General features: G+C 61.6%; 15 protein-coding genes. 9 read left to right on the top strand and 6 right to left on the bottom strand.

Features of this window, described 5'->3' with window-relative positions; all coding sequences use genetic code 11:
- The first annotated feature begins 158 nt into the window (after positions 1-158).
- Complete coding sequence (locus IC235_RS01640) at positions 159-1,088, top strand: AraC family transcriptional regulator (protein ID WP_191003408.1); 930 nt, start codon at positions 159-161, stop codon at positions 1,086-1,088.
- 409 nt (positions 1,089-1,497) lie between these two features.
- Here the strand turns inward: IC235_RS01640 and IC235_RS01635 are convergent, their stop codons facing one another.
- Positions 1,498-2,049, bottom strand: coding sequence for a GreA/GreB family elongation factor (locus IC235_RS01635; RefSeq protein ID WP_191003407.1), 552 nt, complete (start codon positions 2,047-2,049; stop codon positions 1,498-1,500).
- A gap of 118 nt (positions 2,050-2,167) precedes the next feature.
- Here IC235_RS01635 and IC235_RS01630 point away from each other — a divergent pair, with 118 nt between their 5' ends.
- On the top strand, positions 2,168-3,469 hold the full coding sequence (locus IC235_RS01630; RefSeq protein ID WP_223847012.1) for an MFS transporter: 1,302 nt from the start codon (positions 2,168-2,170) through the stop codon (positions 3,467-3,469).
- Between the two features lie 135 nt (positions 3,470-3,604).
- The gene (locus IC235_RS01625) at positions 3,605-3,808 is read left to right on the top strand and encodes a hypothetical protein (RefSeq protein WP_191003406.1); all 204 of its coding nucleotides are present in this window, start codon (positions 3,605-3,607) and stop codon (positions 3,806-3,808) included.
- A 7-nt stretch (positions 3,809-3,815) separates the two neighbouring features.
- Here the strand turns inward: IC235_RS01625 and rfbD are convergent, their stop codons facing one another.
- The 5 genes from rfbD to IC235_RS01600 form a co-directional block, all read right to left on the bottom strand.
- Positions 3,816-4,688: a dTDP-4-dehydrorhamnose reductase gene (rfbD, locus tag IC235_RS01620; protein ID WP_191003405.1), complete on the bottom strand. Its 873-nt coding sequence runs from the start codon at positions 4,686-4,688 to the stop codon at positions 3,816-3,818.
- Between the two features lie 171 nt (positions 4,689-4,859).
- Entirely contained in the window at positions 4,860-5,774 is a 915-nt protein-coding gene (locus tag IC235_RS01615; RefSeq protein ID WP_191003404.1) for a TIGR03915 family putative DNA repair protein, read from the bottom strand.
- A 184-nt stretch (positions 5,775-5,958) separates the two neighbouring features.
- A complete protein-coding gene (locus tag IC235_RS01610; protein ID WP_191003403.1) occupies positions 5,959-6,816 on the bottom strand; it encodes an alpha/beta fold hydrolase in 858 nt (285 codons plus the stop codon).
- A 36-nt stretch (positions 6,817-6,852) separates the two neighbouring features.
- The gene (locus tag IC235_RS01605; RefSeq protein WP_191003402.1) at positions 6,853-7,131 is read right to left on the bottom strand and encodes a hypothetical protein; all 279 of its coding nucleotides are present in this window, start codon (positions 7,129-7,131) and stop codon (positions 6,853-6,855) included.
- Positions 7,131-8,399, bottom strand: a complete 1,269-nt coding sequence (locus IC235_RS01600) for a putative DNA modification/repair radical SAM protein (protein ID WP_191003401.1) — start codon at positions 8,397-8,399, stop codon at positions 7,131-7,133. The genes IC235_RS01605 and IC235_RS01600 overlap by 1 nt, the downstream gene beginning before the upstream one ends.
- A gap of 185 nt (positions 8,400-8,584) precedes the next feature.
- Between IC235_RS01600 and IC235_RS01595 the strand changes: the two genes are divergently transcribed.
- From IC235_RS01595 to IC235_RS01570, 6 genes are all read left to right on the top strand, one after another.
- Positions 8,585-10,552 carry a BamA/TamA family outer membrane protein gene (locus IC235_RS01595; protein WP_191003400.1) on the top strand — a complete coding sequence of 656 codons (1,968 nt, stop codon included), beginning with the start codon at positions 8,585-8,587 and terminating at the stop codon, positions 10,550-10,552.
- A 226-nt stretch (positions 10,553-10,778) separates the two neighbouring features.
- A complete protein-coding gene (locus IC235_RS01590; RefSeq protein ID WP_191003399.1) occupies positions 10,779-11,081 on the top strand; it encodes a hypothetical protein in 303 nt (100 codons plus the stop codon).
- Positions 11,078-11,758 carry an MIP/aquaporin family protein gene (locus tag IC235_RS01585; protein WP_191003398.1) on the top strand — a complete coding sequence of 227 codons (681 nt, stop codon included), beginning with the start codon at positions 11,078-11,080 and terminating at the stop codon, positions 11,756-11,758. The genes IC235_RS01590 and IC235_RS01585 overlap by 4 nt, the downstream gene beginning before the upstream one ends.
- 662 nt (positions 11,759-12,420) lie before the next feature.
- Positions 12,421-13,248 (top strand): CvfB family protein, encoded by an 828-nt coding sequence (locus IC235_RS01580; RefSeq protein ID WP_191003397.1) that lies wholly within the window; start codon positions 12,421-12,423, stop codon positions 13,246-13,248.
- Positions 13,248-13,925 carry an NAD-dependent epimerase/dehydratase family protein gene (locus IC235_RS01575; RefSeq protein ID WP_191003396.1) on the top strand — a complete coding sequence of 226 codons (678 nt, stop codon included), beginning with the start codon at positions 13,248-13,250 and terminating at the stop codon, positions 13,923-13,925. Before IC235_RS01580 ends, IC235_RS01575 begins: the two co-directional genes overlap by 1 nt.
- A gap of 70 nt (positions 13,926-13,995) precedes the next feature.
- Positions 13,996-14,589, top strand: a complete 594-nt coding sequence (locus tag IC235_RS01570) for a hypothetical protein (protein WP_191003395.1) — start codon at positions 13,996-13,998, stop codon at positions 14,587-14,589.
- Positions 14,590-14,674 lie beyond the last annotated feature (85 nt).

The raw sequence follows: 14,674 nt of genomic DNA, 5'->3' as shown, positions 1-14,674 counted from the left end.
AAATGTAAGAATGTAAAGAATTGAAAGGTGAGTAAGTAGGAACGCGGTAAAGTTCTCGGGTTAACCGCTTCGCCGGGTGTGGTATCCTCTTAAAGTGTGCGGGAATAATCGCAACTTGCTGAGACTAACTCCCCACGCTGCTTACTGCTTTTCCTGCCATGCGCTCCCGCGTCCACTTGCCCGCTGCCGTTGCCCCGCTTGCCCTCGAACGCCTGCACAGTCTGGTTGAAAACCGGACCGTATATGCGCTCGATGGCTTTGAGCTAAACGTATTCGAAACCCACCACGCCGCCTACCGCGTGGCCCTGCGCCTCGACGGCCTGGCCCTGACTACCATGCTGCGCGGCAAAAAGGTGATGCACTTACCCGGCCGGCCCGCTTTCGACTACCTGCCCGGCGAGTCGGTGGTGGTCGACAAAAACGAGCGGATGGAAATTGACTTTCCCGAGGCCTGCCACGGCCAGCCCACCCAGTGCCTGGCCGTGGTTGTCGCCCCCGACACCATTCGCCACACCGTCGACCTGCTGAATGAGCGCTACCCCCGCGCTGAAGTGCACACGCCCTGGGCGCTTCCGCCGCCCGATTACGCCCACCTCACCAACACCCCCGAACTCACCGATACGCTCAGCCGACTGGTGGCCGTGTCGCGCACCACCGACATCAACAAGGACGTGCTGGCCGGTTTTACCCTGCAAGAGCTGCTGGTGCGCCTGATGCAAACGCAGGCCCGCCAGCTTATTTTCCACGATTACGCCCGTTACCTCACCAGCCACCGCTTCGCCGCCGTGGTCGACTACATCAAGCAGCACTTGGCCGAAAACCTGAGCATCGATAAGCTCAGCGCGCTGGCTTGCATGAGCAAGGCCACCTTCTTCCGGGTTTTCAAGCGGGAGTTTGGCCTAACCCCGGTCGAGTTCATCATTCGCGAGCGGCTGGCCGAGGCCAAGCGCCTGCTGCGCCATCCGCTGGCCAGCGTGGCCGAGGTGTGTTTGCGGGCGGGGTTCAATAACCTGTCGCACTTCCAGGCCCTGTTCAAAAAGTACGAGGGCATCACCCCGGGAGCATACCGGAAGCAGATGGTAGCGTAGGAACCTGACCCTGCTTAACCTCACCCCCTGACCCCCTCTCCGCCGGAGAGGGGGAACCGGACATGCGCTAGGCGGGAATCAAGTAAAAAAGTCGTTCAAAATCGGGCTTGCTGACTTCCTTAGAGATCAGTTGCACATTCGCGCCGAACCCGTCCCCTCTCTATTTTGGACTCTGCATATAAAGCAGATGCGGGGTTAGGGGGTGAGGTTAAGCAGGGTCAGCAGGGTCAGGTATTAAAAGGGAGCATCGGCCAGCGCCCGAATATCCTCGTGCAAGTTCACGCCCAGGATTTCTTGCGCGTGAACCGTGGCGCGAAAGGCTCAGGAATAGAGCCGCCAACAGAGCGAAGCCCCAAACCCCGGTGGGGAATTACCGGGGCAAGCCTTCCGGGCCTGGTACGGTGCACGCTCAGCGGCTTCTCCCGGCCTGCCCGCTACCAGCTCCGTCGTAGCGGATGGCGATTATTGCTACCTCTTCGGGCTGGGGGCCCAGGCGGAGCGTAACAGTTTCGCCTAGCTTGGCGCCTTGCACGGCCCGGGCAATGGGGGCCACGAAGGCTACCTTGCCGAGGGCGATGTCGGCTTCGTCCACCCCCACGATGGTGAACTGGCGCTCCAATCCTACTTTGCCGCCGCTCACGGTGCGCAGCCGGACGGTGGCGCCGAAGCGCACCTCCTTGGGCGGCTGGCCCTCCGGGTCCACCACTTTGGCGCTGGCCAGGCGCGCGGTGAGCAAGGCCAGGCGCCCGTTGTAGAGTGAGAGCCGGTGGGTGCGGTCGGTATCGTTGTCGCGGTTGGCCTCGGCCTGGGCGCGCTCGGCTTCCAGGGTCGCCAGCTCGGCCCGGAGCTGGGCCAGCCCCGTAGGGGTGACGTAGTTGGGAGTGCCCGGCGGTAGCGCCGCCCGGGGCGGAATGATGGGCGGCGTCTGCGCGTCATCTTCTTTCACAAATCCTCGGCTCATAGGAAGTTGAACGCAGACTGGGCGCTCGGGTTATGCGCTCGGTGTAACCCTGGCCGGCTTTTGGCGGTTAGGCCACGCGGTGGCTTAGGCCAGCCGTCGCCCGGTTCCGTTCGCTTTTATGAAATCCTCCCTCGTGGGAAATACCTTATTGTCTTCCCCAGACGCTCCTGCGCTGGCTGCTAAGTCAGCGGCCCAACCCGTGGTCCTGCGCCCACTCGACTCCGCCCTGGTGTGGCTCATGGCCATTACCTGCGGCCTGGTGGTGGCCAATATCTACTACAATCAGCCGCTGCTGGCCGCCATTGGCCGCACGTTTCGCCTTTCCGATAGTAACGCCAGCCTGGTGGCCACGGCTACGCAGGTGGGCTACACGCTTGGCATGCTGTTCGTGGTGCCGCTGGGCGATAAGCTGGAGCGTAAGCGGTTGGTACTGCTCATGCTGTTGGGGGCGGCCGGGTGCCTGGCCCTGGCCGCCTGGGCCCCCAGCTTCGCGGTACTCGCGGGGGCCAGCGTGCTGATTGGCATCTTGTCGGCCGTGCCGCAACTGCTGGTGCCGATGGCGGCGCACCTGGCGCCCGAAGCCAGCCGCGGCCGCATCGTGGGGCGGGTAATGAGTGGGCTGCTCATCGGCATTCTGCTCTCGCGCACCGTGAGCGGCTACGTGGGGCTGCACCTGGGCTGGCGGGCCATGTTCGAGCTCGGGGCCGGGCTGATGCTCCTCCTAGTGGCCCTGCTGGCCTGGAAGCTCCCCACCGACCAGCCCACCTTCGCCGGCTCCTACGCCTCGCTGATGCGGTCCTTGCTCACGCTCACCCGCGAGCAGGTGCTGCTGCGCCGGGCGGCACTGGTGGGCGCGAGCTTGTTTGCCGCGTTCAGCGTGTTCTGGACTACACTGGGGTTCTACCTCGAAGGGCCCGGGTATGGCTACGGCAGCGACGTGGCCGGCTCCTTTGGGCTGATTGGCGCGTTCGGAGCCCTGGCTGCCCCCCTGGCCGGCCGAACCGTCGACACCAGAGGGCCCGCCTACGCCATTACGCTGGGCATTCTGCTGGCCCTGGGTGCTTATGGGGTGTTGGGCTTCGGCGGGGGCTACGTAGCCGGGCTGGTAGTCGGGGTTATCCTGCTCGACGTAGGGGTGCAGGCCACCCACATCTCCAACCAGTCGATGGTATTTGCCCTGGTACCCGAGGCCCGCAGCCGGCTGAACACGGTGTACATGACGGCCTATTTCACGGGCGGCTCGCTGGGCTCGGTGCTGGGCGGGCTGGCCTGGACGCACGGCGGCTGGCCCGGCGTCTGCCTGTTAGGCGGGGCGCTGACCGCCGGAGCCCTGCTCGCGAGCCGCTACTACGGTCGGCCCCCGGCGGGGCCCGGGGCCCTCACCACCACCGGGGGCCAAAAAACGGTCGGCAGTAAGTAGTATTTTCAGTAGGATAAGTATTGCCCCCCCCCTTAAAATAGGTTTAAATACGCTTACGGCTGGTTTTTAGGCGCTCTACTTTTACAGCTCCCCCGGCGCCGCCCCGAACGTGGCGCTGGGCTCAAGCAAACAGCCATGAGCTCTGCCCTTTCCACCCAAGCAGATGAAGTCTGCTTTGCCCTGAAGACTCAGGAAACCCGTCGGTGCTTAGTCGACAACATTTTGAAGTTCACCGCCGGCACCCCGCTAGCCGCCGATCCCTACGAGCGTCGGCTGCTCGACCAGTTCGTGCGCGGCGAACTGACGATTGATCAGGTGCTGGCCCACTTGGAGAGCTGAGCCCGCGCTAGGCCGCGCTCACGGCCTGCTGCAAGCGCTCCAGGCAGGTTTGCAGGCTGGTGCGCCAGTGCGGAATGACTACGCCGAGCTGCGTTTTGACTTTGGTCTTGTCCAGCACCGAATAGGCCGGGCGAGTGGCCTTCGTGGGATACTCCGCGGTGCGAATGGGGGTGGTTTTCACCGTAGTCCCACTCAGCTCGAAGATGGCCGTGGCAAAATCGTACCAGGAGGTCACCCCTTCATTGCTGTAATGGTACAGGCCAAATTCCCGGCTTTGGGTTTCGATGATGGTGAGGATGCAGCCAGCCAGGTCGATGGCGTAGGTCGGGGTGCCTACCTGGTCCCAGATAACCCGCAGCTCGTCGCGCTCCTGGCCCAGCTTGAGCATGGTTTTTACGAAGTTGTTGGCGTATTCCGAATACAGCCAGCTGGTGCGCAGGATAAAGTATTGGCTGGTGTAGCCCGGCACCACCTGTTCGCCCTCCAGCTTGGTAAGGCCATAGACGCTGAGTGGCGCCGAAGCATCGGTCTCCACCAGGGGCTGGTTGCCGGTACCGGCGAACACAAAGTCGGTCGAAATCTGAATGAGCGTCGTGCCGTACTCCGCGCACAGCTGACTCAGGTTGGCTACGCCGTCGCGGTTAATTTTTCGGGCCAGCTCCACCTCGTCCTCGGCCTTATCCACGGCCGTGTAAGCGGCGCAGTTGATGCAATACGAGGGCTGGTAACGCGCGAACTGGGCCCGTAATCCGGCCAGGTCCAGAATATTGGCTTGGTCCTCGGGCAGAAACTGCAGGCCCGGCGTGTTTCGCTCCCGCGCCACGTGCGCCAGGCACTGTCCTAATTGCCCGGAGGCTCCAAAAACGAGTATGTTGCCCATCGAAGGTTACTTTCTAGACTTGGTAGGGGAGAGGGGAGTCATGGGTGCTGAGGCTTGGGGAATAAAACTCTTATGATGAAAGGGTTAGACGTAGTAAAACCTTGATCTTATTGCCGTAATCCAGTCATTGATCCATCACCTCATCACCCAAAATGTGCTTGGATAAAAATCTTATTCCAGCCGCAAGTTAGCCTCTCCGGGTGGGCGTTTATTCCTGATGGGCTCGAACCGCACTTCACGGGGCTGTTTTTCGCTCAAGTATTTCCAGTAGCGCAGCGGCATGTGGCGGCGGTGCAGCTTCATATTTTTGCGCTCAGGAATGTTCACGTGGTCGAAGTAGGCCTGCCACAAGAGCTTGAACAGGGGTTCCCGCTCGTCGAGCACCGTGGCGGAAAGCTCGGTGGACTTCTGCGGAGTCTCCGGCTCAAACCGCACTACGTCGGGGCGCGTCAGGTCGTAATACAGGCCGTAGTGCCGGCGCCGGTCGTAAATCAGCCAGCGCTGGTCGGCGTAGCGCTTGGTGAAATGGGCAGCGAGGAGCGGCAGCACGTCGAAGTCGGGCTCGATGGTGGCGTGGAACAACTCGTCGGCGGTTTTCTCGAAGCGCACGAAGGCTTCCATGCGGTGCTTTTCGCGGAACATCTGCTGGGCCAGGCGCTGGACGCGGCGCACGTCGGCGTTGGCGTAGTTCTCGGAAACGTCGTGGGCCGTGCGCAGGGCTAGGTCTACATACCGGAAAATGAGCAGCTCGCGGTCCGGGTCTTCGCTCAGGAAAACGTGGTAGAGGCGGGCGCGGGCCTCCTTATCCATTATTTTCAGCAAGCCCTCCCACACCCGGGCAGCCAGGGCCTCGTCGGTTTCGCGGTGGGCCGGCTGGGCAAACAAGCCCGTTTGGGCGGTGGCCTCGGGTTGAATGCTGTTGGGTGCGGCCCGCCAGTCGTAAATGGTGAAGAGCACCGTCAGCAGACCCTCAAACGTGCCGTCGTAGGTATAGTCGCGGGGCGCAGCCGTCAGCTCCGGCGCCGGCCGGCGGGCGTTGGGCCGGGCCGGAGCAGTGGAACGACGAATGGGAGTGAGCTTGCTCATGGAGAGTGAGGGTGGTTTAAACGTTTTGCGAGAACCTCACGTGACCCCCACGGAGTAGTGTGTTGAATTAAAAATTAAAGATGAAGAATTAAAAAAGGTGTTTTACTGAGTCTATTCTCCAATAAAATGAGGAGTTAAAAAACAGCCTCTTGGGCTCATTTTTTAATTCTTCATTTTTAATTAATTACTGGCAGAACTCTAGCAGCAGCTTATTCACGGCCACCACTTGCTCTTGTTGCACCCAGTGCGTGGCGGGCAAATAAGTGAGCTGGCCATTGTCGCAGAAGGCGAGGCTTTCGCGGGCCAATTCCGGCTTCAAAAAGCTGTCCTCCTCTCCCCAAATGATGTGGACCGGCACCCGTACCCGGCCAGTGCTGCCCAACCGGCCGGGCTGCCGCCCGGCGGCTCGGTACCAGTTAATCATGCTGCGTATGGCCCCGGCCTGGGACCACGCCTCCCGGTACAACACCAGATCCGCGGTGCTAAACGTGCCCGGGTGGCTGCTCCGGCGCAACGATTGGCCCATCAGCCGCCAGCCGCGCCGGCGCATCAGTTGCTCGGGTAGCCACGGCAGCTGAAAGAAAAACATGTACCAGCTGCGAAGCAATTGGCCGGGCTTGCGCAAGAGCGCCGCGCCCAGTACCCGCGGGTGCGGCACGTTGAGAATGGCCACCCGCCGGATGCGCGTTGGGTAGTGAGCCGCCAGGTGCCAGGCTACGGCCGCGCCCCAGTCATGGCCCACAACGGTAGCCGTGGGGTGGCCAGCGGCGTCAATCAACCCTAAAACGTCGAGCGCCAACTCGTTGATAGCGTAGCTACGCACCCGGCGGGGCTTGTCGCTGAGGTTGTAGCCGCGTTGGTCCGGAGCCCATACCCGGAAGCCGGCCTCGGCCAAGGCCGTTAGCTGGTGTCGCCAGCCATACCAGAAGTCGGGATAGCCGTGCAGCAGCAGTACCAGCGGCCCCGTGGCGGGCCCGCACTGCACTACGTGCAGCTGCACGCCATTGGTAGCAACGCGGTGGTGTTCGAAAGCATAAGACATGCAAGGCTGTACTGCCGGAGCCGGGCAGAAGTTGCCTTAAGCGGCTTGCTGGGCATCCGAGCTCGCCTGCGCTTGCGCTTGGGCCTGGGCGCGGGCCTCGTCGTGCAGCTGGCGCACCAGGGGCATTAGCTCACTAATGCGGCAGCAGCAGGAGAGACGGGCTACTTTGTCCGACGGTGGGGGGGGCACCGGTTGGGATTGGCGGTGAATGATTTTCATAACTGAGAAGAAAATGTCGTGCTGCACGCCGCCCAAGCTGCTTTTTGGCTGCGGAGCGGAGCTATTCGAAAACAGGGCGTCGTAGTTCATCGCCATTAGGATGCTTGGGCAAAAAGGTCCAGTTGCTGCGTCACCAGGGCCGCGCGCACCGAGCCGGCGCCAAATAAGATCTGGCGGCGCACCTGCTGCTCACTCAGCTCGCCGAGGATGGGCTGGCCCTCCCCCTGACAGGTGAGGAAGTACTTGGCCCGCTTCAGTACCACCCCCAGCTGGCGCAGGGTGTCGAGGGTGAGCGTGGCGAAGCGCCGGGCCGCCACGATGCGCCGGGCCGACCGGGCGCCCACGCCGGGAATGCGCAGGATCATCTCGTACTCGGCCGTGTTCACGTCGACCGGGAAGACGTGGCGATTGCGCAGGGCCCAGGCCAGCTTAGGGTCGATTTCCAGGTCGAGGTGGGGGTGGGCGGGGTCGAGGATTTCGTCGGCGTGGAAGCCGTAGAAGCGCATCAGCCAGTCGGTTTGGTACAGGCGGTGCTCCCGAATAACCGGGGGTTGCGTAACCTGCGGCAGGCGGGCGTCGTCGGTCACCGGAATATAGCCGGAGTAGTATACCCGCTTCAGCCCGTAGCCCTGGTAGAGCGAGTCGGTGAGTTTGATGATTTGCAGGTCGGTCTCGGCGCTGGCGCCCACGATGAGCTGGGTGGTTTGGCCGGCGGTAGCAAAAGCGGGCACCTTCTTGAATAAGGCCTTTTCCTCCTTATTCTGGGTGATGCCATCCCGAATCTGGGCCATCGGGGTCAGGATTTCCTGGTAGTTCTTCTCCGGGGCCAGCGTGGTGAGGGCCAGCTCCGAAGGCAGCTCGATGTTCACGCTCAGGCGGTCGGCATACAAGCCAGCTTCCTGGATAAGTTCTTCCGAGGCGCCCGGAATGGTTTTGACGTGGATGTAGCCGTTGAACTTGTGCTCGGTGCGCAGCTTCTTCACGATGCGCACCAGGCGTTCCATGGTGTAGTCGGGGCTGGAGAAAATACCGGAGCTCAGGAACAGCCCCTCGATGTAATTGCGGCGGTAGAAGTTGATGGTCAGGTCCACCACTTCGTCCACGGTGAAGGCGGCGCGCTTCACGTCGTTCGAGCGGCGCGAAACGCAGTAGGCGCAGTCGAAGATGCAGTGGTTGGTGAGCAAAATCTTCAGCAGGCTCACGCAGCGGCCGTCCTCCGTGTAGCTGTGGCAGATGCCCATGCCCTCGGCGTTGCCCAAGCCTTTGTTCTCGTTTTTGCGCTTACCGCCGCTGCTGCTGCACGAAGCATCGTACTTCGCGGCGTCGGCTAATATGCTTAGTTTCTCTTGAATGCGCTCGTTCATGAGGGAGGGCTGGCTTTCGGCCTTAAAAGTAGTAAACAGCCGCCAAATAGGCACTAGTTCTTAAGCTAATTTTTTTGGTAATAGTTTCTTTAGCTAAAAAACAAACGCTCCGTTCCGGGCTGGCCGGGCCCCAATAGCTAGGGCACGCTGGCTCCTTTTCGTATTTTGCGGCGTTGCGTCCCATTATGAGCTTTCGCGGTTGTTTCCTGTTGGTATTTGTGCTGGTCGGTTTAGGAGCCCGACCGGCCGGGGCGCAGGTGTTTGACCCGCGCTCGGCCGTGCCGCCCGACTCGCTGCGGGCCGGCCCGGCGGTGCTACCGCACGGTGCCGACTCCTTACGCCAGCGCTTCGACGAGAGCCGGATGATTACTCGCCTGCGGGCTTACTCGCGCCGTAAAACCATTGCCGGACGGGCCGCTTCGGCCTTGTTCAATTTCACCCGGCCCCAGGAAGAGACGGCCGGCCTCGACGCCGTGCTGCTGGACCGGCAGTTTGACCGCCACAATTTCAAAATCGTGCGGCACGTGAACATCCGCACGCTCGACGCTTTCGGCTACAGCCTCACCGACTCGGCCCGGGTGCCCCGCACCTTCTGGGAAAAGTCCGGCAACATCCTGCACATTAAAACGGCCCGCTCCCGGGTGCGCCAAGTATTGCTGTTTCGGCCCGGCCGGGTGCTGGAGCCCCAGGCGCTGGGCGAGTCCGAGCGCCTGCTCCGCCAAACGCCCGAAATCCTCGACGCCCGCGTGCTCGTGAATGAACTGACGACCACCCGCGACAGCGTCGACATTGAGGTGCTCACCACCGACGTGTTCAGTATTACGGCCGGCCACGAGCTGAGCTCGGCCACCGCGGGCCTGGTTACTTTCGGCGACGAGAATTTCCTGGGCCTGGGCCACCAACTCGAAAACTCCTACCGCTACGGCCGGGACCTCAGCCCCAATGGCAACGAAACCCCCCAGCAGTGGGCGTACGAGGGCAGCTACACGGCCCCCTTTCCCCACTTTGTGTACGCCCAGGCCCGCTACCGCAACGAGTACAACTACCGCTCGGGAGCCGTGTCGGTAAAGCGCGACTTCTACTCGCCCAGTGCCCGCTATGCCGGGGCGTATACCCTGAGCAACGTCAGCCAAAACGTCGGCCTCACGGCTCCGCCCGAGGGGCAGCCCTACGTTTTCTACCCCCTGCGCTACACCGTGCAGGATGCCTGGCTGGGGCGGGCCCTGCGCCTGCGCTCCTACGATCTGGGCTACGAAAACCCGGGTCGCGTGATTGTGTCGGCCCGGGTTTTCCATACTAACTACAGTACCGTTCCCCAACCCGACGCCAACGTGCTGCCGGGCTACCAAAACGCCTACCGCAACAGCACGCTGCTGCTGGGTACGGTGGGCTACTCCGTGCGCCGCTACTACAAGGACCGGTACTTGTTCGGCTTTGGCCGCACCGAGGACGTGCCGACCGGCACCCTGCTTAGCTTTACGGCCGGTTACGACATGAACGGGGTGGTCCCGCGCCGCTACTTCGACGTGCGCCTGGCCGCCGCCGGGTTCAACACGGGCAGTGGCTACTTGTACGGGGGCGTCACCCTGGGCTCTTTTCAACTTTTGAACAAAGGCCATGACTGGGACCAGGGCGTGCTCACCGTTGATTTTACGTCTTTTACCAAACTCTACCGGGCGGGCAACTGGCAGTACCGGCATTTTCTGAGTAGCAAAACCACGGTGGGCCTGAACCGGCGGCCGGGCGACGTGCTGCTGGGTGGCGTGAGTAACGACCGTGGACTGCGGGGGTTCACGCCCAGTTCGCCCGTGCTGCCCACCAGCCGCTTCGTACTTAATTACGAAACCACTATTTTCACGCCGCTCTCGCTGCTGGGCTTCCGGCTGGCGGGCATTGCCTTCGCCGATGCTGCGTGGGTGACCGACCGGACCGGCGGCGGCTCGCCCTTTACCGGAGCGCCCTACACGGGCTTTGGCCTGGGCCTGCGCTTCCGTAACGAGTTCACGGTTCTGCGCACTTTCCAGCTGCTGCTTGGCTACTACCCGCGTGGGCTGAACACCCCCAACGGCATACGGATGTTCGAGTCGACGCGCGAAACCGTCACGTTCAGCGATTTTGGCCTTGGGCAGCCTGGCACGAGTGAATACCGGTGAGCTGATTGGGGCGGGTGGTAAGAATGAGGCGTAGAGCGGCCGTCTTCTTCAAGCCATTGTGCCAGCTACCCTGGCACCGGCTAGCTCGCCGAACGGCCACTGCTGCCAGGCCAGGTAAATGGGCTGCTGAAATAAGGCCACCCGAATAATACCGTTTTCTTGCTCACTATGCAACTTATTTATTATTTAATTGTATAATACGGCTCTAACCTTAACTGTTCAGCCTATGATTATGCTGCAAAGGACGGCCGTGCACTGGCCCGCCGGGTGCGCCATCTATGCCGAGGGTCTCGCTCCTCGCCATATCAATTTCACCACCGAGCGACCCAACTGGTCGGAGTGGGATGTCAGTCATTTGCTGGGGAGCCCGCGGGTGGCCCTGAGCCAGACAGCCCCTGCTGCGGGGTTGGGTTGGGCGGCCCGGTCGCTCGTTTCGGGAGGGCGCGGGTATGCGGGCCGGGTCGAATTGAGTGCGTGGCGTGGCAAAGTGCGTAGTACCGTAGTGGGCCTAGCCCCCCTTGCCTTATGAAGCAGCAACTCCGTCCCTGCCTGGTGGCCGAAGCCTTAGGCACGGCCATGCTGGTGGCCTTCGGCACCGGCGCGGCCGTGGTGAACGAGCAGACCCACGCCTTGGGCCACGGTGGCGTGGCCGCGGCCTTCGGGCTGGTAATTATTATTGTGATTCAGAGCGTGGGGTCCGTAAGCGGCGCCCACATAAACCCGGCCGTAACCCTAGCCTTTTGGGCCGCGGGGCGCTTTCCCGGCCAGCGGGTGCTGCCTTACCTGGGGGCCCAGTTCGCCGGGGCCCTGGCTGGCAGCGGGCTAGTGAGCTTGCTAGCCACCGGAGACTCGACCCTGGGAGCCACGCTCCCGGCTCATAGCCCGAGCCAAGCGCTGGGCATCGAAGTCATCCTCACCTTCTGGCTGATGTTCGTGATTTTGCGCGTCACGGCGGGCTCGAAGGAAGAAGGGCTACTGGCGGGCGTTGCCATTGGGGCCACGGTGGGCCTAGATGCCCTGGTGGGTGGGCCTCTCACCGGAGGGTCGATGAACCCGGCCCGCTCGTTAGCGCCGGCCTTGCTGAGCGGGCACCTGAGCACGGTCTGGGTATACATGGTGGGGCCAGTGGCGGGGGCCTTGCTGGCGGTAGTCGTCAACCGCCTGTTGCAGTCCTCGACTTCCCCCGCTTCGTCGGCCTGTTCGTGATTACGTTGCTTGTATAGGCTGCGGCGATGCCTGTTAGTCGCTGTTCACGAGCGCCGCAACTGGCAAACTCCCGATCCTAAACACTTAGGGTCGGCTGAGTTCCGGCGGGTGTGCAACCTGATCAGCAGGTACTGGCACTGCTAGTAAGAAGCGAGAGTCCTAACCCTGCAAGTCCTTCGGCCCCGTTGGTTTGGGGCAGCCCCCGACTGCTGGCGGGGCCCGTGGGCAGGTGTGGGGCTGCTTTAATGGTGCACTCGTGAACAATCTCATTATTTATGCTATCCCCCAGCTAGCGGGATAATGAGAATAGTTTTTTCCTCAAAAAGGGCCTTCGATTCCTCGACAAGGGGAACCGAAGGCCCTTTTTGCGAATTGCTTTGGAGTAATAGTTCTTGAGCAACACGCAAACATCACTGCACTCCGTAGAGGCTGTTTGAGTAAATTAAAAACAGGCTGACAAAGGGCAGGACCTTCTTCGTTCGACTGTTTAAGAATTGCTAGCAAAGCTGCTCAACCAGCTGCCAGGAACCAGGGCGCAGACCCAACCAAAAACTCTCTGTATCCGAATAAAGGGGGATGCCTTGCCACGGGGGGGGCAGTAACCAAGGGCCTCACATTTTCGACCGACCTTTGCCCGCTCTCCGTCATCCATTCTCCCCACTATGATCCTCGGCGATTATAACGACCTCGAAGTGGCCCGCGAAACCAGCATCGGCCTCTACCTCACTTCCGACGACGGCGACTTGCTGCTGCCCGAAAAATACGTGCCCGTCGGTACCCGCGTAGGCGACGTGCTGCGCGTGTTCGTGTACCGCGACTCCGAAGACCGGCTTATTGCCACCACCCTGCGGCCACTGGCCCTGGTCAATTCTTTCGCTGCCCTCGCCGTGAAAGACCACGGACCCGCCGGCGCCTTTCTGGAATGGGGGCTGGAGAAAGACCTGCTCTTGCCTTACCGCAACCAGCGCCGCGACTTGCGCGTGGGCGAGCGAGTGCTGGTGTACGTGTACCTCGACGAGGAAAGTGACCGGCTGGTGGCCTCGGCCAAGTGGAAGCAGTTCCTGAGCAACGAGCCTTTCCCGGGGCAGCCCGGCGACGCGGTGCGCTTGCTCGTGGCCGATGAAACCGAGCTGGGCTACCCCGTTATCGTGAACGGCACGCACCAGGGATTGCTGTTTCACAACGAAGTATTCCGGCCCCTGCGCCTGGGTGAGGCGCTGCCCGGCTTTCTGCGCCAGGTGCGCCCCGACGGCAAGCTCGATGTACGCCTGCAGCGCGAAGGTTACGGCGAGGTGGAATCGGCTACCAGCACCCTGTTGGCGGCCCTGCGCGCCGCTCCGGGCGGGCGCCTGCCGCTCGGCGACAAGAGCCTGGCCGAAGACGTATACCGCCGGGTGGGCATGAGCAAAAAAGTATTTAAGAAAGCCCTGGGAGCCCTGTTTCGGGAAGGACTGGTGCTGTTGGAGCCCGAAGCAACGGTGCTGAAGTAGTGGAACGAGCAACTCCCTCCGTACCCAAAACTGCTTTACTCGCCGGGGCTAGTGGCCTCATCGGCTCGCACTTGCTGCCGCAGCTACTCGCCTCGGAGCGCTACGCCAAGGTAATCGTGGTGGGGCGCCGACCCGTGCCGCTGCTGCACCCCAAGCTGACGCAGGTGGTGACGGAGCTCGACCGACTGGAAGATGTGCGCCTGCGGCTCATCGCCGACGATGTGTTTTGCTGCCTGGGCACTACCATGCGGCAGGCGGGCTCTAGGGAAGCGTTTTACCGGGTCGATTTCCTGTACGTGGTGGCTTTGGCGGCGCTAACGGCCAGTAATTTCGCCGCCCAGTTCCTGGTGGTGTCGAGCCTGGGAGCTGATGCCGAGTCGCGGGTGTACTACAGCCGGGTGAAGGGCGAAATGGAGGCGGCCGTGCGCTCGTTGCCGTTTCGGGCCATTCATATTTTCCGCCCCTCACTGCTGCTAGGCCAGCGCGCGCAGCTCCGCTTGGGTGAGCGCGTCGCGGCGGTAGCGCTACGGGTGTTGCGGCCATTGATGCGCGGGCCCTTGCGGCAATACCGGGCGGTAGATGCCGCTACCGTGGCCGCAGCCATGCTGCGCGCCGCCGAGGAAGAAGGGGCTGGCGCCCACGTTCATCTATCCAATAAAATCGCGGCGCGAGGGTAGACTATGCGAAAAGTCTGCGGCTGATTGCTTAGTTTTGTTCAAATTATCAGTTATTCCGATTAGCTACCATATGAGAGAGTTACAGTTTACCTTATTTTTTCTATTTTTATTATTATCCGGTCTAGGGGCTCAGGCCCAATCCAAAAAGAAAAGCAGCTCCGGAGGTGGCAGTAGCAATTCCGGCTATAACACGGGCCTCGGCCTACGCGGCGGTGGCTACTCTTCGGGGCTTACCCTCAAGCATTTTCTGAGCGGTAAAAACGGGATTGCTATTGAAGCATTGATCACGACAGAGTACAAAGCTCACGGGGCCCGCCTCACCATTCTGGGCGAAAAGCATAAAAGCATCGCCGACGCGAAAGGGCTGCAGTTTTACTACGGGGCGGGCTTTCACGCCGGGGCCTACCAGGGGCGCTACTACTTCGCCGACGACCGCTACTACTACAAAGGTCGCAAAGGCGACATCTATTTGGTTCGGGGCGATTACCGCTACGACGAGGCTACTTACATCGCGTTTGGTGCCGACTTGATTCTGGGCTTAGAGTACAAGCTCCAGGATTTGCCCTTCGTGGTGGGCGTCGACTACAAGCCGTTTTTCGAGGTCTTCAATGGTTATACCGGGTTTTACAACGACGCCGCGATAAGCCTGCGCTACACCTTCTAGCTGCTTTTGCGCCGGATGCTGATTCCGGCTCCAGCCAATCAATAAAAAGCCCCGTCAGCTGCTGACGGGGCTTTTTATTGATTGG

Origin of the sequence: Hymenobacter montanus, assembly GCF_014699115.1 — a bacterium.
GTDB lineage: Bacteria > Bacteroidota > Bacteroidia > Cytophagales > Hymenobacteraceae > Hymenobacter > Hymenobacter montanus.
Note: the sequence above shows the minus strand (reverse complement) of the source record. Positions and strands in the feature narration are given on the sequence as shown.